This is a genomic window from Hydrogenophaga sp. (assembly GCF_030651625.1).
Taxonomy (GTDB): domain Bacteria; phylum Pseudomonadota; class Gammaproteobacteria; order Burkholderiales; family Burkholderiaceae_C; genus Hydrogenophaga.
This window is the reverse complement of the sequence record NZ_JAUSCF010000022.1, coordinates 233,272-257,253: the sequence shown is the minus strand read 5'-3', so window position 1 is coordinate 257,253 and position 23,982 is coordinate 233,272. Positions and strand designations below refer to the sequence as shown.

At 60.3% G+C, this 23,982-nt stretch carries 24 protein-coding genes; 13 read left to right on the top strand and 11 right to left on the bottom strand.

What is annotated here, in order from left to right; translation table 11 throughout:
- The first annotated feature begins 185 nt into the window (after positions 1–185).
- Positions 186–920 carry an energy transducer TonB gene (locus Q7V46_RS09085; protein WP_304913206.1) on the top strand — a complete coding sequence of 245 codons (735 nt, stop codon included), beginning with the start codon at positions 186–188 and terminating at the stop codon, positions 918–920.
- A 929-nt stretch (positions 921–1,849) separates the two neighbouring features.
- Complete coding sequence (locus Q7V46_RS09080; RefSeq protein WP_304913205.1) at positions 1,850–2,002, top strand: DUF3096 domain-containing protein; 153 nt, start codon at positions 1,850–1,852, stop codon at positions 2,000–2,002.
- A gap of 100 nt (positions 2,003–2,102) precedes the next feature.
- Here Q7V46_RS09080 and Q7V46_RS09075 read toward each other — a convergent pair whose 3' ends face one another.
- The gene (locus Q7V46_RS09075; protein WP_304913204.1) at positions 2,103–3,089 is read right to left on the bottom strand and encodes an NADPH:quinone oxidoreductase family protein; all 987 of its coding nucleotides are present in this window, start codon (positions 3,087–3,089) and stop codon (positions 2,103–2,105) included.
- A 269-nt stretch (positions 3,090–3,358) separates the two neighbouring features.
- Here Q7V46_RS09075 and surE point away from each other — a divergent pair, with 269 nt between their 5' ends.
- From surE to rlmD, 5 genes are all read left to right on the top strand, one after another.
- Entirely contained in the window at positions 3,359–4,198 is an 840-nt protein-coding gene (surE, locus tag Q7V46_RS09070) for a 5'/3'-nucleotidase SurE (protein ID WP_304913203.1), read from the top strand.
- Positions 4,199–4,371: 173 nt separating this feature from the next.
- A complete protein-coding gene (locus Q7V46_RS09065; protein ID WP_304913202.1) occupies positions 4,372–5,070 on the top strand; it encodes a protein-L-isoaspartate(D-aspartate) O-methyltransferase in 699 nt (232 codons plus the stop codon).
- A gap of 92 nt (positions 5,071–5,162) precedes the next feature.
- Positions 5,163–6,092: a peptidoglycan DD-metalloendopeptidase family protein gene (locus Q7V46_RS09060; protein WP_370690309.1), complete on the top strand. Its 930-nt coding sequence runs from the start codon at positions 5,163–5,165 to the stop codon at positions 6,090–6,092.
- Between the two features lie 34 nt (positions 6,093–6,126).
- Positions 6,127–6,912 carry a 3'-5' exonuclease gene (locus tag Q7V46_RS09055; RefSeq protein ID WP_304913201.1) on the top strand — a complete coding sequence of 262 codons (786 nt, stop codon included), beginning with the start codon at positions 6,127–6,129 and terminating at the stop codon, positions 6,910–6,912.
- Positions 6,913–7,078: 166 nt separating this feature from the next.
- Positions 7,079–8,524, top strand: a complete 1,446-nt coding sequence (gene rlmD, locus Q7V46_RS09050) for a 23S rRNA (uracil(1939)-C(5))-methyltransferase RlmD (RefSeq protein WP_304913200.1) — start codon at positions 7,079–7,081, stop codon at positions 8,522–8,524.
- A gap of 48 nt (positions 8,525–8,572) precedes the next feature.
- Here the strand turns inward: rlmD and Q7V46_RS09045 are convergent, their stop codons facing one another.
- Together Q7V46_RS09045 and Q7V46_RS09040 are read right to left on the bottom strand one after the other, a co-directional pair.
- On the bottom strand, positions 8,573–8,926 hold the full coding sequence (locus Q7V46_RS09045; RefSeq protein WP_304913199.1) for a hypothetical protein: 354 nt from the start codon (positions 8,924–8,926) through the stop codon (positions 8,573–8,575).
- A 151-nt stretch (positions 8,927–9,077) separates the two neighbouring features.
- Complete coding sequence (locus Q7V46_RS09040; RefSeq protein WP_304913198.1) at positions 9,078–9,773, bottom strand: Bax inhibitor-1/YccA family protein; 696 nt, start codon at positions 9,771–9,773, stop codon at positions 9,078–9,080.
- Positions 9,774–10,000: 227 nt separating this feature from the next.
- On the opposite strand from Q7V46_RS09040, the gene Q7V46_RS09035 reads away from it, so the two are divergent.
- The gene (locus Q7V46_RS09035; RefSeq protein WP_304913197.1) at positions 10,001–10,408 is read left to right on the top strand and encodes a heme-binding protein; all 408 of its coding nucleotides are present in this window, start codon (positions 10,001–10,003) and stop codon (positions 10,406–10,408) included.
- Between the two features lie 137 nt (positions 10,409–10,545).
- On the opposite strand, the gene hemP is transcribed toward Q7V46_RS09035, so the two are convergent.
- The 7 genes from hemP to Q7V46_RS09000 form a co-directional block, all read right to left on the bottom strand.
- Positions 10,546–10,752 (bottom strand): hemin uptake protein HemP, encoded by a 207-nt coding sequence (hemP, locus tag Q7V46_RS09030; RefSeq protein WP_304913196.1) that lies wholly within the window; start codon positions 10,750–10,752, stop codon positions 10,546–10,548.
- A gap of 28 nt (positions 10,753–10,780) precedes the next feature.
- Positions 10,781–11,194: a biopolymer transporter ExbD gene (locus Q7V46_RS09025; protein ID WP_304913195.1), complete on the bottom strand. Its 414-nt coding sequence runs from the start codon at positions 11,192–11,194 to the stop codon at positions 10,781–10,783.
- A gap of 22 nt (positions 11,195–11,216) precedes the next feature.
- Positions 11,217–11,951 (bottom strand): MotA/TolQ/ExbB proton channel family protein, encoded by a 735-nt coding sequence (locus Q7V46_RS09020; protein ID WP_304913194.1) that lies wholly within the window; start codon positions 11,949–11,951, stop codon positions 11,217–11,219.
- Positions 11,952–11,974: 23 nt separating this feature from the next.
- Entirely contained in the window at positions 11,975–12,703 is a 729-nt protein-coding gene (locus tag Q7V46_RS09015; RefSeq protein ID WP_304913193.1) for an energy transducer TonB, read from the bottom strand.
- Between the two features lie 232 nt (positions 12,704–12,935).
- Entirely contained in the window at positions 12,936–14,093 is a 1,158-nt protein-coding gene (locus Q7V46_RS09010) for an alpha-hydroxy acid oxidase (RefSeq protein ID WP_304913192.1), read from the bottom strand.
- Positions 14,090–14,776, bottom strand: a complete 687-nt coding sequence (locus Q7V46_RS09005) for a Fe2+-dependent dioxygenase (protein WP_304913191.1) — start codon at positions 14,774–14,776, stop codon at positions 14,090–14,092. The genes Q7V46_RS09010 and Q7V46_RS09005 overlap by 4 nt, the downstream gene beginning before the upstream one ends.
- A 20-nt stretch (positions 14,777–14,796) precedes the next feature.
- Positions 14,797–17,031, bottom strand: a complete 2,235-nt coding sequence (locus Q7V46_RS09000) for a TonB-dependent siderophore receptor (RefSeq protein WP_304913190.1) — start codon at positions 17,029–17,031, stop codon at positions 14,797–14,799.
- Between the two features lie 421 nt (positions 17,032–17,452).
- Between Q7V46_RS09000 and ahpC the strand changes: the two genes are divergently transcribed.
- The 5 genes from ahpC to Q7V46_RS08975 all read left to right on the top strand — a co-directional run bounded on the left by ahpC (position 17,453) and on the right by Q7V46_RS08975 (position 22,855).
- On the top strand, positions 17,453–18,016 hold the full coding sequence (gene ahpC / locus Q7V46_RS08995) for an alkyl hydroperoxide reductase subunit C (protein ID WP_304913189.1): 564 nt from the start codon (positions 17,453–17,455) through the stop codon (positions 18,014–18,016).
- Positions 18,017–18,238: 222 nt separating this feature from the next.
- Positions 18,239–19,822, top strand: a complete 1,584-nt coding sequence (gene ahpF, locus Q7V46_RS08990) for an alkyl hydroperoxide reductase subunit F (protein ID WP_304913188.1) — start codon at positions 18,239–18,241, stop codon at positions 19,820–19,822.
- 301 nt (positions 19,823–20,123) lie between these two features.
- On the top strand, positions 20,124–20,384 hold the full coding sequence (locus tag Q7V46_RS08985) for a DUF4212 domain-containing protein (protein WP_304913187.1): 261 nt from the start codon (positions 20,124–20,126) through the stop codon (positions 20,382–20,384).
- A 16-nt stretch (positions 20,385–20,400) separates the two neighbouring features.
- Complete coding sequence (locus Q7V46_RS08980; protein WP_304913186.1) at positions 20,401–22,257, top strand: sodium:solute symporter family protein; 1,857 nt, start codon at positions 20,401–20,403, stop codon at positions 22,255–22,257.
- A gap of 235 nt (positions 22,258–22,492) precedes the next feature.
- On the top strand, positions 22,493–22,855 hold the full coding sequence (locus Q7V46_RS08975) for a hypothetical protein (protein WP_304913185.1): 363 nt from the start codon (positions 22,493–22,495) through the stop codon (positions 22,853–22,855).
- Positions 22,856–23,120: 265 nt separating this feature from the next.
- On the opposite strand, the gene Q7V46_RS08970 is transcribed toward Q7V46_RS08975, so the two are convergent.
- Positions 23,121–23,945 (bottom strand): pyruvate, water dikinase regulatory protein, encoded by an 825-nt coding sequence (locus tag Q7V46_RS08970; RefSeq protein WP_304913184.1) that lies wholly within the window; start codon positions 23,943–23,945, stop codon positions 23,121–23,123.
- Between the last annotated feature and the right edge of the window lie 37 nt (positions 23,946–23,982).

The following is a 23,982-nucleotide window of genomic DNA, read 5'->3' as shown; positions in this document are numbered from 1 at the left end:
TGTTCAACGCTCCAACCTTCTCTTGGGCTCCGGCGGCCCCCCACTGAATGAAATCTACTGGACGCAGGTACCTGTTCGCCGCATCTCTATCGGTCACTCTGCATGTCCTGGCGTTGTTGGTTGCCGGTCTCTATCCGTTTCAGACCAATACAGAATTCAAGGCCCAGGCACCCAGAGAAAGGGTCTTGTTTCTGGAGGTCATGCCAACGACTCAAGAGAAGGCCGGTCCTGTACAGCGTCCCCCTGCCACCAAGCCGACGCTTGATCCGGCACCAACGTCCGCACCCGTTGCAAAGTCGCCGCCAGCAACAACAGACCTGGCTTTGCCGAGTGAGCGTGCACCGGCATTCATGGAAGCTCCGCCCGCTCCCTCGGCCGAGGAATGGGGGCTCGCGGCCGGCTACTCACTGAAAAACAGCAAACGCTACAGGTACACCTGGGGGCAGCAAGTGCGAAGCATGATGGGCACAGCGATCGAAGGACCGGACCAGGGCGTCGTCCGTTTCAGAATTGAAATTGCGCCCAATGGCGCGCTGGTGCAACTGGAGACGCTCTGGACCACCTCGGCCAAGGCGGAAGCGCTGGCGCGCAAGGCTGTGGAGAGCATGCCGCCGTTGCCACCGACACCCAACGGCAAGCCCCTGATTTTCGAGAAGACGATCTCGTTTCAACCGTTCGCCCAAGATGACGCCCCGATCTACAAATACGACTGCGAGCCTGATCGCCCCGGGTTCAGCAACCCGTTCGTGTTTGACGGCAGATTGCCTGCGGTACCGAAAGTGCAAGCACCCACCGAAGAGTTGGATTCTCTGGCCTTGGAAGAATGCCTCAAGCAACTTCCGGAGGACTCATTCGAAGGGGAGCGCGCGCACGACCAACGGCAACTCAAACAATGGGGGTCCAGCAAACTGGTTCGCTGACGGATGGATGGACGGGCGCCGCCGCCGCTCCGTCCATATTGACTTTGCACGTCCTGTCTGCGGCCCAATGGGAATACCTGAGGTAGTCCCCAGACACATCTCTTTGTCCTGCTGCCACCGTCGCGAGGGGAGCCAATGCGCCACGCCCGCCGATGCCCAAGTAGAGCGTCGGCACCACCTTCGTCACCAGACGTTCGAGCCTGAAGCGGATGGTAGGCGGGATGACTGCAGAGGGATCAGCACGCCAGTTCGAGACATCGCCCGTCATCGGCAGCAATCGCTGCAAAACGGCTGGCCAGCGGGCGCCAGGCTGCTCATGCTCGGTGCTCCAATTCCCGGCGGTCATGACCGCCGTGCAGGTAGATGATCACTACGACCAACTCTGTGAGCGCAGCCATTTTCGGCTGGCAGACGCAATCCAATGGCTGGAGTCCAGGCGCCCGACTTGGACTGCGAGTGCTGCTGTAGATTTTGTGTAGTTGGGGGAGGGCGGTTTGTTTGTCCAGTAAAGTCCGGTGAATTGTGTCGACGACTACGGTGTCACGAGCAAGTGTCACGAACTTGTAGGCACAATTTTTCGCTTGTTCAAATTAGTCTCGTTAAATCAACAGCTTACGTGGACTGGGTTCGAGCCCCATCAGCCACCCCATCGATCAAGAAATAGCCTGGCGGGATCGCCAGGCTTTTTTGCCTGAGCAATCGATCAAAGGTTCGATTGAGCCAAGAACATGAAATTCACGTACGCCGCGAAAGGCGTGGCACCAGGGGCGGCCTTGAACAGTGACCGGTTTTCTGGAAGCGCGGACCTTTTGTCTGGCCGAGCGTTAGATAGCGCACAGACAGATTGCAGAACCGGTTCAGAATGCACTTCTTTCGCTTGGTGCCGGAACACCGGCAGCACTCGCTACAGCCCCTTTGACGGAGAACCCATGAACCTGAATTTGAGCATTGGCCCCCTGATTTCTTTGATCGCCGGCATCCTGATCCTGATCATGCCGCGCATGCTGAATTACATCGTCGCCATTTACCTCATCGTCATCGGTTTGGTCGGGCTGCTGGGTGGCAGCTTCAACTTGCGATAGCGCCGCGCATCGCGTTTCTTCTGCAGGATTGAATCGCGGCAGAAACGGAAGCGCAACCAACGGGATGCGGGCCATCGAACCATCATGGTTCGATGACTGCTCAGTTCACGAGCACCAGCTTGCCCTTCACCGATCGCGAGCCCATGATCTCGTAGGCTTTGTGCAACTCGCTCATGGGAAGGGTCTGGTCGATCACAGGCTTGATCTGGCCATTGGCGTACATGCCGGCCAATCTTTGCATCATCTCGGCATTGGCCTTGGGTTCGCGGCGGGCAAAGTCACCCCAGAACACACCCACAATGCTCGCGCCCTTGAGCAGGGTCAGGTTCAATGGCAATGAAGGAATCGGGCCACTGGCAAAGCCAACCACCAGGTAGCGGCCTCTCCAGGCGATGGACCGGAAGGCCGGCTCGGCGAATTCCCCGCCCACAGGGTCGTAGATCACGTCCGGACCCTTGCCATCCGTCAGTTGCTTGATCGCCTCGCGCAGGCCCTTGGCAGGCGTGTGTTCGCTGTAGTTGATGGTTGCGTCGGCACCCAGTTGCTTGCACAGTTCGCATTTTTCTTCAGTGGATGCAGCGGCAATCACGCGCGCGCCGGCGGCTTTGGCGATCTGGATCGCTGCGGTACCAACACCTCCGGCCGCTCCCAGAATGAGCACGGTTTCGCCGGCCTTCAGAGCAGCTCTGTCCATCAGCGCATGCCACGACGTGGCGTAGATCATGATGAATGCCGCAGCGTCCACAGGAGGGAAGCCAGGGGGCAGTGGGATACAAAGCGCGGCAGCTGCCAGCGTGTGGGTGCCGAAGCCGCCCGTGCCGCTCAGGCATGCCACGGCCTGGCCCACTTGGAGATGGGTGACGCCTTCACCCAGTGCCTGTACCACCCCGGCGTACTCAGACCCCGGCACGAAGGGCAGGGCCGGCTTCATCTGGTATTTGTTCTGCACGATCAGGAGATCGGGAAAATTCAGGCTCGCTGCCTGGATCTCGATCAACACTTCGCCTTTTTGTGGCACCGGGGTCGGCAATTCTTTCCAGACCAGGGCGTCGACGCCCACCGGGTTCTCGCAAAGCCAGGCTTGCATGGGGATTCCTATGTTGGGGGGCACTGCATGTGGGCGCGCAACTCGATGTCATGACAAGCTGCAAGGGTGTGAGCGCCTCCATGGGGGGCGAGCTCGCACGCTCAAGCTTTGATGCACCCATTCTTCAGGACCAGGATCAAAGCCGATCATGATAGGGACAGAGTGCCACCGAAAACAACAGGGTAGGCCCACCGTTTGTCCCCCGCGCGACCCTTTTGCCGCCAAGAGCCGAAGCCGAACAGGGCGGCCATTCACCTAGAATCTGGTCAATGAAAATCCTCATCTCCAACGACGATGGTTACCAGGCGCCGGGCATCGTGTCCCTGTACGAAGCGCTCAAAGGACTGGCCGAGGTCGAGGTCGAGGTAGTGGCGCCGGAGCACAACAACAGTGCCAAATCCAATGCTTTGACCCTGCATTCGCCGCTATATGTGCACACGGCTCCCAATGGCTTCCGCTACGTCAATGGCACGCCGGCCGACTGTGTGCACATCGCCCTGACCGGCTTGCTGGGCTACCGCCCGGATCTGGTGGTATCCGGCATCAACAACGGGGCCAACATGGGCGACGACACAATTTATTCGGGCACCGTTGGTGCTGCCATGGAGGGGTACCTTTTTGGCATTCCCGCCATCGCGTTTTCACAGACCGAAAAGGGGTGGACCCACCTGGATGCGGCGGCCAGCAAGGCCAGCCAGCTGGTGGCTCAGTTGCTGCCTTCGTTGGTCGAAGCGGCACAGCGGGCAGCCCCGTGGTTGCTCAATGTCAACATCCCCAACCGGCCGTTGTCGGAAATCAGGGGATTCAAGGTGGCGCGCCTTGGAAGGCGCCACGCGGCTGAGCAGGTGATTTCCCAGACCAATCCAAGAGGAGACACCATGTACTGGATTGGCAATGCGGGGCCAGCAAAAGACGATGCCGAAGGAACCGACTTCCATGCCACGGCGCAAGGTTACGCCACGATCACACCCTTGCAGGTGGACTTGACCGATCACGACAGACTGCCGTATTGGGCACCAGCGGCAGCCCAGCTTTCCCAGGTGTCGCCATTGGCAAGGTCACAGGCCTCAGAAGCGCATGCGGCGACAGATCAGGGGGACTCGTTTTGAAGCGGGAAGCTGCCGGGAAGTTGGCGAAGCCCTCCATTCCCGGCGCAGAAGCGAGGCCACGACCTTCGTTCCCGGTCAAGCTGACGAGCGCATCGCCGGCACCTCAAGGCCGCAGTGTCATCAGAGCGGCCAGTCAGAGCCTTCGCATTCCAGCGACGGGCAAACCCAATGCGATGGCTGCAGTCCAGCTGGGGGGGGTACTGACTCGTCCAGACCGAAGCGCCACTGGATCAGAGTGGCAGGCGGCTCGTTTTGCCATGGTCCGCAAGCTGGAGGCGCAGGGCCTTCGGCACGAGGCGGTGCTTGCTGCCATGCGTTCGGTGGAACGACACCGGTTTGTGGATTCGGCACTGGCCAATCAAGCATACGAAGACACCAGCTTGCCCATTGGCCTGGGCCAGACCATCTCCAAACCCAGTGTGGTGGCGCGCATGATCGAACTGCTGTGCCATGACCGGAGTGAAAAACTGGGGCGTGTCCTTGAGATCGGCACCGGATGCGGTTACCAGGCTGCTGTCCTGAGCTCGGTGTCGATCGAGGTCTACAGCATGGAGCGATTGCGCGGATTGCATGAGCGAGCCCGCGCGAACCTTCGCGCGTTTCGCCTGTCCAATCTTCATCTTTTGATGGGGGATGGCATGTTAGGGTATGCCAAGGGCGCGCCCTATGCAGCCATCATCGCTGCGGCGGGGGGAAACGACATTCCCCAGGCCTGGATTGAGCAACTGGCCGTGGGTGGGCGGCTCGTGGCGCCGACGGTAACGTCTGCGGGGAAGCAGAATCTGGTGGTGATTGACAAGACCGCCAGAGGTGTGGTCAGGACCGAGTTGGAAGCGGTGCACTTCGTGCCACTAAAATCCGGTATCGGGTGAAACCCTGGGCTTCATCGGTGATCGAACATTTATTTGAGCATCGCCTCGTCAGGCCGTGCTCGCGCATAAAGGTGCAATTGGTGGGAGCTTTCATGATCAATCGCGATTTCCTTGTGTCGGACCCAGCGGTCCATCCCGGGCGGTCCTCATGGCAGGGTGCTGCGGTGGTGGGCCTCATGGCTGTGATGCTGCTGACTGCGGGTTGTGCCACCCGCCGTGCAGCAGCACCTGCACCGGTAGAAGATCGCACCACGGGTGTTGTGACAGACGCCAAGCCACTGCCGGGTGCTGAGAATGCTGGCAAAGCCGGCTTCTATACCGTCAAACCGGGTGACACCTTGTTTCGCATCGCCCTGGACAGCGGTCAAAGCTGGCGCGACGTGCAGGCCTGGAACAACCTGACCAATCCGAATATTCTGGAAGTGGGACAGGTCTTGCGCGTGCAGCCACCTGGCGCTGCGCCAGCTGCGGTGGCCGCTGTGAGCCCTCCGGCAGGTGCACCCGGCACGGCGTCGGCCACCCCCGTGGCCCCTTCAGGTGTGATGTCGCGTCCGCTTTCTTCGACCGAACCGGTGCCTCTGGCCCCAGCCGCACCAGCCACCACCTCGCCAGCCCCGTCATCCATGGCGGCCAGTCCAGAATCTGTTGGTGCCGACGAGCTGAATTTTGTATGGCCCGCCCAAGGTTCGGTGATCGCCGGCTTTGATGAAGCCAAGAACAAGGGCGTTTCCATCGCCGGACGCGTCGGCGACCCCGTTGTGGCAGCGGCAGATGGTCGCGTGGTCTACGCAGGGGCAGGCTTGCGCGGCTACGGCAATCTGGTCATCCTGAAACACAACAACACCTACCTCACCGCATACGCGCACAACCAAGCCTTGATGGTGCGCGAGGACCAGGCTGTTCGTCAGGGGCAGAAGATCGCCGAGATGGGGAGCAGCGACACCGATCGCGTGAAGCTTCACTTTGAGGTCCGCCGGCAGGGCAAACCGGTGGATCCGCTCAACCACCTGCCGCGGCGCTGAGCCTGGCGCTTTCTTGTCGAAGGCACAGAAAACCATGACCTGGCCCGTCATGGTTTTCGACATCGAGACCATTCCCGATGTCGATGGACTTCGCGCCTTGCATGCCGCACCGCCCGAAGTACCCGATGCCGAGGTGTATGCCGCTTGGCAGGCCGGGCGAAAGGAAAAAGGGCAGAGCGATTTCATGCCCTTGCATTTGCAGCGGATACTGGTCATCAGCGTGGTGTTTCGCAACTCCGAGGGGTTGCGCATCCACTCGTTTGTGGACCGCGACGGCCAGAGTGAAGGCAAGGTGGTTCAGACCTTCTTCAATGCCATCGAGAAGCACACACCCCAACTCGTGAGCTGGAATGGCAGTGGCTTTGATCTGCCGGTGCTGCACTATCGGGGTCTGCGTCATGGCGTGGAGGCCGGCAAGTACTGGGACCTGGGCGAAGACGACCGCGAGTTCAAGTGGAACAACTACATCAGTCGCTATCACATGCGCCACCTCGATCTGATGGATCTGCTGGCCATGTATTCGCCCAAGAACAATGCGCCGCTGGACGCATTGGCCAAACTCTGTGGCTTTCCGGGCAAGCTGGGCATGGACGGCTCGCAGGTCTATGCACAGTACCTTGGTGGCCAGTTGGAGGACATCAGGCGCTACTGTGAAACCGACGTGATGAACACCTATCTGGTGTATTGCCGCTTCCAGAAGATGCGCGGTGGCTTCACCGAAGCCGAGTATGAAAAGGAGATGACCTACGTCAAGGAGACCCTTGGCCATCTCACACCAACCGAGAGCCATTGGGACGAATACCTCAGGGCCTGGGGCTGAGACACCACCCCGGGTCGACTTCGGCATGTCTTGCAGGCCGCAGCCGGACGGAGACGATGCTTCCGGGCTGTCCAGGGACAGTCCCTGGCTACGTAATGGTTGCCTGCGTCCACTCAGGGCAGTGTTGCTGTCCGGACCGCCTTTCGCGTCCTGAGACAATCGCGGGATGACTGCACCCCTCGCTCACGAAAACAGCCTGCTCACCACCGCGCGCGACGACGCGCCCTCCGCTTCTGAAGCCTCCTTGCCTGACGGCTGGCTGGCGGTGGAATCCCTTGACATCGATGCCCAAGGCATTGCCCGTCGACCGGATGGCAAGGTCGTCTTCATTGAAGGAGCGTTGCCCTTTGAAGTGGTCAGCACCAGCGTGCACCGCAAGAAGAACAACTGGGAGGCGGGCGTCGTCACCGCCATTCACCGTGAGTCTTCTCAGCGGGTTCGGCCGGGCTGTCCCCACTTCGGCCTGCATGCGGGCGCCTGCGGGGGCTGCAAGATGCAGCACCTGCACCCATCTGCCCAGGTGGCGATCAAGCAGCGCGTGCTGGAAGACAACCTCTGGCATCTTGGAAAAGTGAAGGCCGAAACCCTGTTGCGCCCGATCGAGGGACCTTCCTGGGGCTACCGCTACCGCGCCCGGCTTTCAGTGCGCCACGTGCACAAGAAAGGCGTGGTGCTGATCGGATTCCACGAGCGCAAGAGCCGCTATGTGGCCGACATGGCCATCTGTCCCGTCTTGCCTCCCCACGTCAGTGCGATGTTGCTGCCGTTGCGGGAGTTGATTTTCGGCATGGACGCACGCGAAACCTGCCCCCAGATCGAACTCGCCAGCGGAGACGACGTGACGGCGCTGGTCCTTCGGCATCTGGAGCCTCTCTCGGTGGATGACGTAGCTCGCTTGCGGGCGTTCGGCGTTCAGCATGGCGTGCAGTGGTGGCTGCAGTCCAAGGGACCTGATACCGTGAAGCGGCTGGAGGAGGGTGGGCCAACGCTCTCCTACTGCCTGCCGGAATTTGGCATCACCATGCCATTCAAACCGACCGACTTCACACAGGTGAATCCGTACGTGAACCGTGTGCTGGTTTCGCGGGCGATCAGACTGCTGGATCCCCAGAAGAACGAGCGGGTGATCGACTGGTTCTGTGGCCTGGGTAATTTCACTTTGCCGATCGCCACGCTGGCGGGCGAGGTGCTGGGCATCGAGGGCAGCGAAACGCTGGTTGCCCGGTCACGTGAGAACTTACAGCTCAATCAGAACGACCGCACAGCACCACTGAGCCAGACGGCCTTTGTGGCGCGAAACTTGTTCGAGATGACGACCGATATGCTGGTGAATGATGGCGTGGCAGACAAGTGGTTGGTTGACCCACCGCGCGAGGGTGCATTTGCTTTGGCGAAGGCGCTGGCAGACCTGCATCAGCAACCAGGCTTGCGCGGCAAGTGGACAGCGCCCCGGCGTATTGTTTACGTGAGCTGCAACCCGGCCACCCTGGCACGCGATGCCGGCCTGCTTGTTCACCAGGCAGGTTATCGGTGCACGTTTGCGGGGGTTGTCAACATGTTCTCGCACACGGCTCACGTGGAGAGCATGGCCGTTTTCGAAAGGGACGCTTGAGTTCCCGTCCGGCCTTGCTGCGTCGATTGCATCAATGACGCAAGAAGCTCATGAGCTTTGCGAACTGCTCTTGGCTGGACCGGATGCCCCGGACTCACGGGTGTCTGCCGAGTCTGAGCGACCTGTCGAGCCTTCTGCAGGCATACCAACAATGGCGTTCTCGCGCATGTATTCGTCCATTTCGCGCCAACCTGCAAACACGGCCGCCTTGCCGGCCCGGGGGTAGCTGCCAAAGCAGTCCTCGATGCTGCGAACAGCATGGCGACAGGCACTGCCAATGGCCTTGGCCTCGGCCTCTTTCTTGGCTGCAATCTGGGTGGCGGTTTCGATCCCCAAGGCCTCGCAGCCAGCGAGCAGGCTCGCTGCGCTGACCAGACAGATGGTGAAGACGGTGTGTCGCATGGTGTGGGTTGGCTTGTTGGTAGTTCTTTCGGCATTCCACGCCGCAACTTGAAGGTCTATTGCATCGGTGATGAACCAGAAGGCACAAAAAAAGAAAAGGACCCGAAGGTCCTTTTCTGAAGTGCCTGGAAGATCAGGCTGAGCGAGCGGGTCAGTCCCGATCACCGCCAAAAATGCCCAGCAGCGCCAGCAGGCTCTGGAAGATGTTGAAGACGCTCAGGTACAGGCCCAGCGTGGCCGTGATGTAGTTGGTTTCCCCACCGTCCACGATGCGCTTGAGGTCATACAGCAGATACATGCTGAACACCAGGATCGCCAGGGTTGCAATAGCGGCCATGCCGGCTGTGCTGCCAACGAACACGTTGATGATGGCGCCGGCCATGATGGCCAGTGCGCCTGCGAAAAGCCACTTGCCCATGCCGGAGAGGTCGCGCTTGATGATGGTGGACAGATTGGCCATCACGAAGAAGACGGCAGCGGTACCGCCAAAAGCGGTCATGATCAGGCTGGAACCATTGCTGAAGCCCAGCACCGCCCCCAGCAGACGCGACAGCATGAGGCCCATGAAGAAGGTGAATGCCAGCAAAACCGGCACGCCCGCTGCAGAGTTTTTTGTCTTCTCGATGGCGAACATGAAACCAAAGGCGCCGCCAAGGAACACAATCAGACCCAGGCCGCCCGTGAGACCCGCCGTGATGCCGGTCTGAACGCCGATCCAGGCGCCCAGCACGGTGGGCACCATGGACAAGGCAAGCAGCCAGTAGGTGTTGCGCATGACCTTGTTGCGCTCGACAGAGGACGAGACGGCGGTGCCGAAACGACCGCTGGTTTGGATGTGGTCGGACATGGTGGTGGACTCCTTCAATATCTGACTCGGATGGGCAAGACCGCGTACGGGACGCGACATTGTCGAAACTTCATTGTAGACGGCTGTGAATCAACCCGTGACTTCTGGCATCAAGACCCCATTGGGTATGCTTCGCCTATGCCGTCGGGCGCCTGATGGTCGGGTCAACTGACTGCCCCATCCATTTTTGCCGCCCGTTCTCAGACAGCCTCACAAAGGAAAAGTTCATGAAAACCAAAGCCGTGCTCGAACTCGTCGATGTCAAAGCGATTGCTGCTGCAGCCGAAGCGGAGGCCTTGCACAACAACTGGGCGGTGACGATCGCGATTGTTGACGATGGCGGGCACATGCTGTGGTTGCAGCGTCTCGATGGCGCTCCGGCCATTTCTGCCCACATTGCCCCTGCAAAGGCCCACACTGCGGCACTGGGTCGTCGCGAGAGCAAGGTTTATGAGGACGTGATCAACCAGGGTCGCGTGTCGTTTCTCAGCGCCCCGGCGGTGTCGGGCATGCTGGAAGGCGGGGTGCCGATCACAAAAGACGGGCAGACCATCGGAGCGGTCGGGGTAAGCGGTGTGAAATCGACCGAAGATGCGCAGATTGCGCGCGCTGGGATCGCTGCGATTGGTCTGTGAATCCAGGGGGGCCAAAAAATGCCTGGCTAACGGATGCCTTTGAAGGCTTCCCTGGCTGGCGAAAAACGACGTCGGGGTGGTTGAGTTCCCCGAGTCGCCCCACGATGAACAGGATGAGGTTTCCAGCAGATGACCAATTACTTGGTCAAGATAAGCTTGCCCGCCCGTGTGCTTTGCAGGCGGTACAGCGCACCGTTGTGTTCAATGGCAACCGCCTTCTGCCCACGCAGCAGCGTTGCGCTGGGCAACGGCTGGGCAATCTCCGATGGCGCTCTGGCCGACAAGTCGCGCGCCCAAGTGGGGATTTTCAGGCCGTCGTCATCGGCTGGGTGTGCTGTTTTCATGGCAATGTCCCTTTAGGCTGAGGTGCAATCACTGCGCTGCTGGCTCGGTGATGAATCCAATCTTGCGAACACCGGCCCGCTGCGCGGCGGCCATCACCTGCGCTACGCGTTCGTAGCGGACCGCCTTGTCGCCGCGGATGTGCAGCTCCGGCTGCGGTTCCTGACTGGCAGCGACCACCAGTCGCGCCTCGAATTCCGCGTCGTCGATGCGTGAGTCGTTCCAGAAGTAGATCCCGTCTGCATTCACGGCGAGGCGAATGTTCTCTGTCTTGTCGACTACCTTTTCGTTGCTGGCGCGTGGCAGCTCGATGTTGACCGCGTGTTTGATCACCGGGACGGTGATGATGAAGATGATCAAAAGCACCAGCATCACGTCAATGAACGGGATCATGTTGATCTCGCCCATCATGGTGTCGCTGTCTTCCTGGGTTCCTATGGCCATGATCTGCTTTCCTTGATGGGTCTCAGGCTTTCTTCATGGGAAGCACTTTTCCGTCGCCACCCGCCGTGACGCGCGCGCCCGTCACAAAGTAGGCGTGCAAATCGTGTGCGAATCGGTTGAGCTGGTGAATCACGCCCTTGTTGCCGCGCAGCAGGGCGTTGTACCCCAGCACGGCAGGTATGGCCACCACCAGACCCAGTGCCGTCATGATCAGTGCCTCACCAATGGGGCCAGCGACCTGATCGATGCTCACCTGGCCGGCAGCACCGATACCGATCAAGGCGTGGTAGATGCCCCAGACCGTGCCGAAGAGTCCCACAAAAGGCGCTGTGGAAGCCACCGAGGCGAGCACCGATAATCCCCCTTGTGCGCGGGCCTGAAAGTCGTCAACGCTCTTGCGCAGTGAGCGTTCGACCCAGTCGCTCACGTCCAGCGTGTCATGCAACTGGGTTCCGCTGCGCCCATCCTTGTGAAGAATGTGGCGGGTGGCTTCCCGACCCTCCAATGCCACCGCCCGGAACGGGTTGCCTTCCGTCGGGCCCAGCTTGTCAAGGCCCTCGGCAAAATCCGCGCTGTGCCAGAAGCCTTCAATGCCTTTGGCCTGGGCCCGTTGAGCGCGCTGGTCCAATGCTTTCCAGAAGATGATGATCCAGGTGGCGAGTGACATGACCAGCAGCACGAGGGCAACCGATCGGGTGACCCAATCGCCTTGCTGCCAGACGTGTACCAGTCCGGTGGACGCGAAGTGTGAATCCATTGCGCAAAACTCCTCAAAGACGGTTATTCAAGAACAAAAGTGATGGGCACGTTGAACCACATGGCCTCGGGTACGCCATTGCGTTTGCCTGGAACATAACGCCACCTCTGCACCGTCTGAAGGGCGGTCTGATCGAGGCGTTCGTAGCCACTGGAACTGCCGATTTCGGCCCGCGTGGCAGAGCCACTGGCCTCGATGAATACCCGTACGACCACCTTACCTTGTTCACCGAGGCGCCTTGAAAGGGCGGGGTATGCCGGCGCTGGATTGCTCAGGTAGTCGGCATCACTTGAAGGAAGCTCAATGCGTGCAGCCGCGGGCTCGGCTTTGACCACGGCTTGGGCAGGCGACGACTCAGAGGCGGGTGCCTGCGAGATTTCAGGCATGAGCACAGGCGCAGTGATCGCAGCCGCCGCATCGGTTCGCGGCAGGGGCTCGACCATGGGCTGGGGCACACGCGGCGGAGGGGGCCTGACCACCGGACGAGGCTTGTTGATCACAGGTTGCGGCGTGGGCACGGGCGAAGGAGGCGCTGGTGTGATCTCGGGCTGTGGGGCCTCGATGATGTCTGCGATGACTTGCACAGGTATCACCAATTCCACGGCCCGGGAAAGCAATCCACTTTGCATGGCCCAAAGACCCAGCACATGCAGTCCGACCACTGTGCCGACGATGCTCATGCGTTTGGTGATGTGGGAGGCGAAGGGCATGGAAGGAAGTGGCAGTACGGATGCCGAGCGGGCGGCGTTCATGTATGGGCGGCTCGGGCAGGTGGCACTCTGGCGAAGCGTTCTTTCAGCAACGAAACACCCACCAGATGGCGGCAAGCACGGCGACCAGGCAGAGGCCCAACATTGTGACTCCCGTGATCATGGTGGTTCCTTTCAGGTGCAATGTTCGAAGATATTTCAGAAAAAACTATAAACGATAATGAGTCGCATTAACATTAGATTTATAGACCCGCAAAATTCGAGACTTCTGCTTTCAGGTTTGCCCAATGTGCACAGATGGGACGACGAGAGATTCGTGCGCTGACGACAACGAGGTGCAGCCGGTGAGTGCCATTGTCATTTCCAGCTCGTCGCGCAGAAGTCGCAACACATGAGCAACACCCACGGCCCCGGCATTGGCCAGCCCGTGCAGAACCGGGCGTCCCACCATTACCGCGCAGGCGCCCAGTCCCAAGGCCTTCAGAATATCGGTGCCTCGGCGGATGCCGCCGTCGACCAGAACGGGCAAGTCGCCTTGAAGGGCCTGGGCCACAGCGGGCAACAAGGCTGCCGAAGGTGGTGTGGTGTCGAGTACGCGGCCGCCATGATTGGAAACGATCACCCCCGCAGCGCCGGACCTGTGCGCCTGGAGTGCATCGTCCGGATGGCCGATGCCTTTGAGCACAATGGGCAAGCGCGTGACGCAGCGCAGCCATTCGATGTCGTTCCAGGTCGGCGTGTGTTTCAGGTGGGCGTCAAACAGGGCGCTCTGGCCGGGCAGGAGAGCTGCTGGGGAAGGTGGTTCATGGCCATCGAGATGCACAGCTCTCACATGGCTGGGTAGTTGAAAGCCTGCTCGGCGCTCACGGTTTCTGGCGCCCTGCACGGGTGCATCCACCGTGACCACAAGCGCTTCGTAGCCTGCATCCTCGGCCCGGCGCACCAGTTCGCAAGTGAGTGCCCGATCGCCTTGCAGATAGAGTTGAAACCACAAGGGCCCCCGGCCATTGTCGGCCAGGGTCAGCCGGGCAACGTCTTCCATTGAGGTGCTTGACTGCGTGCTGAGCACCATGCCTGCTCCCATCGCGGCCGCAGCCAGTGCCGTGGCCTGCTCGCCGTGGGGATGCGCCAGACATTGGTATGCCATCGGTGCGACAAGAACGGGGTGGGACCATGTCCGTCCCAACAGGGTGACCCGCGTGTGTGCTTCATGCATGGGTCGCAACACGCGTGGGTAAAGGGGGATTTGCTGCCAGGCAGCGACGTTGGCGCGGAGTGTGATCTCGTCAGCGGCACCGCCGTTGAAGTAAGCCCAGGTGGCCGCATCCATCAGGCCCTGGGCGTGCTTCTCGTGATCTGCGAGACTGCAAACGCCCTCTGGTAGCTGGAAGCGGTCCGGGACGGTGGAGGAGGGTGCGGATACAGCGGTCAAGTGTCTGCCCACATTCGCAAGAGGTTGTGGTAGCAGCCGGTCAGCGCAGTGGTTTCGGCCGTTTCGCCTTGGCGCTCTCGCAGCTTCAACAGATTCATGTCAAGGTCAAACAGCAGTCGACGCTGCTCGTCGCTGCGCACCATGCTTTCGATCCAGAAAAAGCTGGCAATTCGCTGGCCTTTTGTGACGGCATCCACCTGGTGAACGCTGGTGCCCGGGTAGACGATCAGGTCGCCGGCTGCGAGCTTCACGCGTTGCTGACCGAACGTGTCATGAACGACCAGTTCGCCGCCTTCGTATTCATCCGGTTCAGAGAGGAAGAGGGTGCAGGAAATATCGCTGCGCACCCATTGCTGTGTGGCGTTCGAACGAAGTACTGCGCCGTCCACATGAGCACCGTAGTGGTTGGCGTGGCCACCGTAGCGGTTGAACAGCGGATTGAAAATCTTCTTGGGGAGCGTGGCAGAAAAAAAGAGCGGGTCGCGCTGCACGGCGGACAGCACCATGGTCTGGAGTTGCCTGGCGTGATCGCTGTCCTGCGACAGCTGGTGATTCTGCTTCTGGATCACTGCCTGCCCGCCTGCGCTGCTGCGTCCGTCCAGCCACGGCGCGTCGTCGTTCAGCAGCGCACGTGCGATGCCGATTTCCTTGGAGGAGAAGATGTGTTTGAGGTGCAGCAGCATGGCAGGCGGGCTGTTTTTCTTCAGAACAAGGTCTTGAGCGTCAGTTGAACCGTGCGAGGCGCGCCTGGCGCGTAAAAGCCGCGGTACAGAGAGTCCGCATAGAGCTTGTCGGTCAGATTGCTGACATTGAGCTTGAGCGAGGAGGCTTCGGTGAGGCTGTACTCCACCATGGCGTCCACGGTGGTGAAGCTCTTTGCCACCAGATCGCGACGCCCTTCGGGGTGTTGCTTGCCTCGGTGGTTCAGTCCGCCACCCACGCGCAGATTCGGCAGCACCTGATAAGTGGTCCAGAGACTGGCACTGTGCTTGGGCGTGAGCCCTGGGCGATCGCCTTTTCGCTGAGTCGTGTTGGCATTCACCTGGCCTTGTTGGTTGACCGTGAACGCAGGCACATTGCTTGCGTCGATACGGGCATCCGGGATCCAGGTGTGGTTGTAGAAGATTTCCCATTTGGGCGTGATGCGCCCTGCGAGGTTGAACTCCATGCCACTGGCGTGGCGCTTGCCGGACAGCAGGTTCTGCTCCGCCGCCGTGTCGGGATCTGTATTGCGTTCGTTGTACTTTTCAGAGCGGAACAGGGCCACACCCAGTGATGCGCGCTTGTCGAACAGTTCGAACTTGCCGCCCACTTCCAGGTTGCGGCTTTTTTCCGCTGGCGTGTTGGCGTCGCGACCATTGGGGTTCCCGGGCGTGAACTGGTAAGTGTCGCCCGACGTGTTGTACGAAGTGCCCAGCGAGACGTAGTAGGACTGGGTGTCGGTTGGCTGGTAGATCGCGCCCACGCGAGGGCTCCAGAGCGAATCCGAACGCTCGAAGCTGGTGCCGGGTGTGACCGCACCGTTTTGGCCGGAGGTGGGCAGGGTGTCGTACGAAGCTTCGAATCGGTCGTGGCGCAAGCCTGCGATCAGTTTCCAGACGCTGTTGAGCTCGATGGTGTCCTGAACATAGATGCCCATGTTGCGGGTTTCGAAGGTGTTGAACGGCGCGGGACCGCGTGTGTCAGGCCGAGCGTCGCCGTTGTTCGGTGTGCCCACCGTGCTTTCCAGCCCGCTGGGCGTCCCTGCGAAGTTGTTTGCACGGCGGGCATCTTCCACTGACACGTCCACACCCGCGATCAGGTTGTGTTTCTTGCCCAGCCAGTCAACGCGGTTGGTGTAGTCGCTCTGGATCTGTGTGGCCTCGCTGATGCCGATGCGGCCTTTGGGGGTGCGCGTGATGGGCGTGTTCGGATTCAGGGTGGCGGCCGTGGTGGCGCTGCCGTTGGTCTGGCCGAAGCGGATCACGCTGGCCCAGAGATCACGCTCAAAACGACCGTGACGCACGCGCGTGGAGAGCTCGCTTTCGTGGCTGAAGCGGTGCTTGTGCGTGAAGGTGGCGTAGGTGGCCGAGGTGTCCTGGTGGTCGCTGGCCAGGCCGTGGTAGGCGCTGGCAGGCAGTGTGGGCTGGATGACACCGTTTTCCAGGAACCAGGGGTGGTTGAAGTTGGGGCGGCCTTCCACCTCCAGGTGGTAGAGGCCGACGGAGAATTCGTTGCGCGTGCCGATGCCCCAGCGGTAGGTGTGTGCCACGCCACGTTTCTTGACTTCGGCGCCGTCGTTTTCGGCGTCGTGCACCATGGCATTGAGCCGGAATGCGGAGTCTTCGGAAAGGCGGAAGTTGAAGTCGCCGGTCAGGCGGTGTTCGTTGCCGGTGCCGATGGTGTAGTTGGCTTCGTGCTGGTCCAGCAGGAACGGAAACTTGCTGACCTGGTTCACCACGCCGCCGGTGGAGCCCTTGCCGAAGAGCATGGAGGCCGATCCCTTGAGCACTTCGATGCGGTCCTTGTTGAAGGTGTCACGCTCGTAGAGTGCGCCGTCCCGAATGCCGTCGGTGTAGATGTCGCCGGCCTGGCCGAGCGAGAAACCACGCAGTCGAACGTCTTCTTCGCCGGTTTCACCGGCCTGGAACGTCACGCCGGCGGTGGTGCGCAGCACTTCGCGGAAATCGTCGAGGTTGCGGTCGTCGATCAGGCGCTCCGTCATCACCGTGACAGATTGCGGAATATCTCGCAGCGCCTGCGTGCCTTTGCCGATCTGTGTGTCGGTGGCTTGCACGCTGTTCTTTGCTGCGGGGGATTCGGCCTTTTCTCGCACGACCACGGTTGAAAGGGTTTTCGCTTCTGGGGCGGGGGCGTTCTGGGCCATCGCCCCCATGGTTGTGGCGAGCAGCATGGCGCCCAGGGGCAGCAGGGCCGCTGAGGATGCGAATGGCTGCATGCCACCTGTTGCTTTGTTGTGGAGGACAAAGTGGGGGCGGGTGACAGCAATGGTGGGGTTTGAAGGCATGGATGCGCGGTTCACAGTCGATGGGTTTTCGGCTGGCTGCGGCGCAACATCTGGCACCTCTTGGCTGGCTGGAAAATGAATTGTATTGCAAATGAGAATGACTCGCATACAGTAGAAGAAATATTTTGTAGCGCACTACCCAGCAGCACACGGGTCTGACGGCTCACCCGCATGCATGACTTGCCACGCATGGGGGTTAACCACTACGATGCAAAAACCATGTTGCATGGCAACAAAATCTATGTCTGTCATAGCATCTATCAATAGTTAAAAGCAATAGTTATCGACTATTATTCAATGGTCGCATTCGGCGAAGCATCCTGTTTTTTCAAACCCCCACCAAGGAAATCCCATGTCTCTGATCAACACCAAGGTTCAGCCATTCAAGGCCCAGGCTTTCAAGCAAGGCAAATTCATCGAAGTGACCGAAAAGGACCTGCAGGGCAAATGGTCTGTCCTGATCTTCATGCCAGCCGCCTTCACCTTCAACTGCCCGACCGAGGTGGAAGATGCAGCTGACAACTATGCTGAATTCCAGAAAGTGGGCGCCGAGGTCTACATCGTGACCACCGACACCCATTTCTCGCACAAGGTCTGGCACGAGACTTCTCCCGCCGTTGGCAAGGCCAACTTCCCTCTGATCGGTGACCCCACCCACCAGCTGACCCGTGGTTTTGGCGTGCACATCGAAGAAGAAGGTCTCGCCCTGCGCGGTACCTTCATCATCAATCCGGACGGCGAAATCAAGACGATGGAAGTTCACGACAACGCCATCGCCCGCGATGTCAAGGAAACCCTGCGCAAGCTCAAGGCTGCCCAGTACGTGGCCAAGAACCCAGGTCAGGTCTGTCCTGCCAAGTGGAACGAGGGCGAGAAGACCCTGACCCCTTCGCTGGATCTGGTCGGGAAGATCTGAGCCCACTCCCGCGCCGCGCCAGCGGCGCGTCATCCCCTCAAGGGGGCAACGCGAGCGCCCCGGCAAAGCCGGTTTCGCCGTGTTTCTGGACGAATGCCATTCGCTCCGGAGCCGCTCCCTTGATTTGCAGTCCCGCTGCCCGATGGGCTTGTTCGCAGGCCCATCCAACAGCGGCACTGATCCCTTCAGTGCCCACCCCGTTTCACCATTCAGGAGTCCGCCATGCTTGACGCCACCCTCAAATCGCAGCTTCAGACTTACCTTGGCATGCTTCGCCAGCCGATTCACCTCATCGCCTCATTGGATGAGAGCGCTACTGGAGTGGAAATGCGCGGGCTGCTGGAGGACATCGTCAGCCTGTCCGACAAAGTGACCCTGGACACGACGGGAAACGACAGACGCAAGCCGTCTTTTGTGGTCGCCCGCTCAGGTGAAAGCACCGGTGTGCGCTTCGCCGGGTTGCCGCTGGGGCATGAATTCACTTCGTTGGTGCTCGCGTTGCTCTGGACCGGAGGTCATCCGCCCAAAGTGGAGCAGGATGTGATCGATGCGATCAAGTCGTTGGACGGGGAGTTCAGTTTTGATGTCTACATGTCCCTGACCTGCCACAACTGCCCGGACGTGGTACAGGCGCTGTCACTCATGGCGATCGTCAACCCGAAGGTGAAAACCGTGGTGATCGAAGGCGGCGCTTTCCAGCAGGAAGTGACCGAACGCGAGATCATGGCCGTACCAATGGTGTTTCTGAACGGCCAGGTGTTCGGTTCCGGTCGCATGACAGTCGAAGAAATCGTGGCAAAACTCGACACCAAAGCCGGTGAGCGTGATGCCGCGAAGCTCAACGCCAAGGATCCGTTTGACGTGCTGATCGTGGGCGGTGGTCCCGCTGGCGCAGCTGCTGCCGTGTATGCGGCTCGCAAGGGCATTCGTGTGGGCGTGGCGGCCGAGCGCTTTGGTGGGCAGGTGAACGACACGATGGCGATTGAAAACTACATATCGGTGCTGGAAACCGATGGTCCTAAGTTCGCGACCGCCCTCGAAGCGCAGGTGCGCCACTACGAGGTGGACATCATGAATCTGCAGCGGGCGGAAAAGCTGATTCCAGCCGAGGAACCGGGTGGTCTGGTCCAGGTGCAGATGGCCAATGGCGGCGTGCTGCAGTCGCGCAGCGTGATCCTGTCCACCGGCGCGCGCTGGCGCAACGTGAACGTGCCTGGCGAAGAGGAATACAAGAACAAGGGTGTGGCGTACTGTCCACATTGCGACGGCCCGTTGTTCAAGGGCAAGCGCGTATCGGTCATTGGTGGGGGCAACTCGGGTGTTGAGGCAGCGATCGACCTGGCCGGCATCGTGCAGCATGTCACCCTGATCGAATTTGCCGACGAGCTCAAGGCCGATGCGGTGCTGGTCAGCAAGCTCAAGAGTCTGCCGAACGTGACGGTGCATGTGAATGCCCAGACCACCGAAATCACCGGTGCCAACGGCAAGGTCACTGGTCTGTCTTACAAAGACCGCGTCAGCGCGGAGGCGCGTCACATCGAACTCGAAGGCGTCTTCGTCCAGATCGGCCTGGTGCCCAACACAGAATTTCTCAAAGGAACGGTCGAGCTCAGCCGTTTCGGCGAAATCGTGGTGGACGCGAAGGGGCACACCAATGTGCCAGGGGTGTTCGCAGCGGGCGATTGCACGACGGTACCGTACAAACAGATCGTGATCGCGGCCGGTGAAGGGTCGAAGGCCGCTTTGAGCGCCTTTGATTTTCTGATTCGCCAACCGGTGCTGGAACCATTGGAGGTTGCAGCCTAAAGCGCACACTATGCGCATTCCTGCTGTTCGCAGGCGTTCATGAAGGCGATCCTCAAGGGTCGCTTTTTTTTTGCCTTACTCGAATCTTGCTATCACTTTGAAAGCTTGGCGTCAGATGATCTGATGGAGCTTAGGGGAATACCCTCGATGTCGCCTGAATTGGGCTGTTGCGCAATTTTCGCGTAAGCGAGTCTCACGACATTGGCCCCGTAGTGGCAGGAACCGTGTGTTTCAGCCGTGCAAGTCGAACCGGTCTGAGCGCTGGTTCGTGGAACAACCTTCCTTCGAGGAGACAACTTTCATGAGTAGCGATAGCAACGCAAAGGCCTATTGGTCTGCAACGCTGGGGCTGTTGACCAAGGTACTGGTCATCTGGGCCCTGGTCTCTTATGGAGCCGGCATTCTGTTCGCGCCCCTGCTCAACAACATCAGTCTCGGCGGCTATCCGCTGGGTTTCTGGTTTGCACAGCAGGGCTCCATCTATGTGTTCATCGCGCTGATCTTCTGGTACGCGCACAAGATGGGCCAGATCGACCGCAAGTTCGGCATGCAAGAAGACTGATCAAGAGGACACATTCATGGAACTTCAAACCCTGACCTACCTGGTGGTGGGCTTCACCTTCGCGATCTACATCGGCATCGCCGTGTGGGCCCGCGCTGGCAGCACCTCCGAGTTTTACGTGGCTGGTGGAGGTGTGCACCCCATCACCAACGGCATGGCCACCGCAGCTGACTGGATGTCTGCTGCATCTTTCATCTCGATGGCCGGCCTGATCTCCAACATGGGCTACGGCGGCGCCGTGTTCCTCATGGGCTGGACCGGCGGCTACGTGCTGCTGGCGATGTTGCTGGCGCCGTACCTGCGCAAGTTCGGCAAGTTCACCGTGCCAGAATTCATCGGCGACCGCTTCTACTCGAAGTCGGCTCGCAACGTGGCCGTGCTGTGTCTGCTGGTGGCCTCGCTCACGTACATCATTGGTCAGATGACCGGTGTGGGTGTTACCTTTGCGCGCTTCCTGGGCGTGACCAGTGCACAGGGCATTTACATCGGCATGGCGATCGTGTTTGCCTACGCCGTGTTCGGTGGCATGAAGGGCATCACCTATACGCAGGTGGCACAGTACATCGTGCTGATCCTGGCGTACCTGGTGCCTGCCTTCTTCATCTCGCTGAACCTGACGGGCAACTTCCTGCCGCAACTGGGTCTGGGCTCTTCCATTGCCGGAACCGATGTGTCCCTCCTGACCAAGCTGGACCAGGTGGTGACCGACCTCGGCTTTGGCCAATACACCACCACGGCTGCAGGTTCCACGCTGAACATGCTCTTCTACACGATCTCCCTGATGATCGGTACAGCCGGTCTGCCGCACGTGATCGTGCGCTTCTTCACCGTGCCCAAGGTGGCAGATGCCCGTGCCTCGGCTGGCTGGGCGCTGGTGTTCATCGCATTGCTCTACACCACCGCACCTGCCGTGGGCGCCATGGCCAAGTTGAACCTGCACGCCACGGTCAACAGCGCCGTGGGTCTGACGCAGGACGCTGAAGGCCGCCTGGTGGTCGACTCCGATGCGGTGAAAGCCAACCTTGACATGTACGCGCCTGAAGCCAGCCTGGTCTACGAGAACAGGCCTGACTGGATGAAGCGCTGGGAGCGCACCGGCCTGTTGAAGTGGGAAGACAAGAACGGCGATGGCCGCATCCAGTACTACAACGAGAGAACCGCCAATGAAGTCGCCAAAGGCAAGGCCGAAGCGGCCGGCTGGAAGGGCAACGAGCTGACCGTGAACGCCGACATCATCGTGCTGGCAAACCCGGAAATCGCACTGCTGCCCAACTGGGTGATCGCCCTCGTGGCAGCCGGTGGCCTGGCCGCTGCGCTGTCGACCGCTGCTGGTCTGCTGCTGGCCATCTCCTCTGCCATTTCGCACGACCTGATCAAGGGCGCCATCAAGCCTGACATCAGCGAGAAGGGCGAACTCATGGCCGGTAAGATCGCCATGGCGGTCGCCATCTTCGTGGCTGGCTGGCTGGGCTTGAACCCGCCCGGGTTTGCGGCAGGCACGGTGGCCCTGGCCTTCGGTATTGCGGCTTCCACCATCTTCCCGGCTCTGATGATGGGTATTTTCAGCCGCACCATGAGCGACAAGGGCGCCATCGCGGGTATGTTGGCAGGTCTGGCTGTGACGCTGTTCTATGTGTTTGCGCACAAGGGCATCTTCTTCATCCCGGGCACTTCGTTCGTGGACATGGTGGGTGGCGTCAACGGCTTCTTCACCATCACGCCGGAAGCCTTCGGTACCGTGGGTGCGATCGTCAACTTCACCGTGGCCTTCCTCGTGAACAAGATGACAGCGCCTGCGCCTCAGCACATCCAGGAACTGGTGGAGTCGGTGCGCATACCCAAGGGTGCGGGTGTGATCTCCGGCGCTCACTGAGGTCGGATACCGCTGAAGTCGGTGGAAACTCCGACTTCAGGTTGAACACGGCCCCGTCGGTTCGCCGGCGGGGCCTTTTCGTTCCGGGCGCACAATCAGACGCTTGGAGCCCATTCATCGCCGCCCACGTGGGTTGCGCACAGACTTTCCTGCAGGAAGACTGTGCAGAGCCCAAGCCGCTCATGTTCATGCCCCGTTCCAGTTTCAGGGACCGGGTCTCTCAAGGATCGACGGTATGCCATTGCCCAGTGTTTTCATCCTGAACTGGATCTTTCTGATCGCCCTTTTTCCGGTGGCCTTCTTCTGGTTGCGCCGTGCCTACCGCATCCTTGTCAAGCGCGACTTTTCCGAGGTGGCGCTCAAGAAAGGCGTGCCACCTCCCAATGTTGAAAAATACGCGCCCTACGAAATGGTGATCAACCTGGTGGGTGGCGTGGTGATGGTGGGCGTGCTGGTGGCAGTGCTGGGTTTTCAGGCCATGACGTCAGAAGACTGGATTGCCACCGCCGGCGTGACCCTGTGGTGCAAACTGCTGGCCTCGTTCGCACTGAGCCGCCAGGCACATGGCCTGGGGCCCAAGAAGAAACAAGGCAGCTGAGCACCTCTGTGTGAGCGCGCGGCAGGAGCGTCCGCTCCCCGCGAGGAAAGAAGTGCCTCCGACCAAGGCACCCGAGGAACCGGCTTTGCCGGGCCTCTGGGTGCGTCCCCCCTCTGGGGGGAAGCCGCGTGAGCGGCGCAGGGGGAGTCCATTGCCAACGAGGAGAGAAGTGCCTCCAACCAGGGCACCCGAGGAACCGGCTTTGCTGGGCCTCTGGGTGCGTCCCCCCTCTGGGGGGAAGCCGCGTGAGCGGCGCAGGGGGGAGTCAATACTCCAGCCGTTCCGGGCGAATTTCCTGAAGGATGGTGGTCGCGATTTCTTCGATCGACTTGGTGGTGGTCGAGAGCCACCGTATGCCCTCGCGGCGCATCATGCTTTCTGCCTCGCTGACCTCCATGCGGCAGTTGTCCAGATTCGCGTAGCGGGAATTGGGGCGGCGCTCATTCCGGATTTCGCTCAGCCGCTCGGGCGCAATGGTGAGGCCAAAGATTTTCTTCTTGTGTGGCGACAGTGCAGGCGGCAACTTGCGCCGATCGAAGTCTTCCGGAATGAGGGGGTAATTGGACGCCTTGAGTCCGTACTGCATGGCCAGATACAGCGAGGTGGGTGTCTTTCCGCTGCGGCTCACGCCCACCAGAATCACGTCGGAGCCTTCCAGGTCCCGGTGGCTCTGACCGTCGTCGTGCGCCAGCGAAAAGTTGATCGCCTCGATGCGATCGTTGTAGGACTTGCTCTTGGAGGCATCCGAGAACCGGCCGACCCGGTGGTTGGATTTGATGCCCAATTCTTGCTCCATGGGTGCCACGAAGGTGCCGAACATGTCAAGCACCATGCCGTGGCAGTGGGGGCTCGTGAACACGGCCAGCACGTCCATGTTTACCACCGTGGTGAAGACGAGGGGGCGCTTGTTTTCCACCGCTGCGGTGTGGTTGATCTGCCGCACCGCCTGGTGTGCCTTGTCCACACTGTCCAGGAAGGGCAGACGCACCCGGCGTACCGTGGTCTCGAACTGGGCCAGAAGCGCGTTGCCGAAGGTCTCCGCCGTGATGCCTGTGCCATCGGAAATGAAAAAAACCGTTCTGTTGGGCATGGTGGGTACTGACCAGGGTTGGGGCAGGAGATGCATG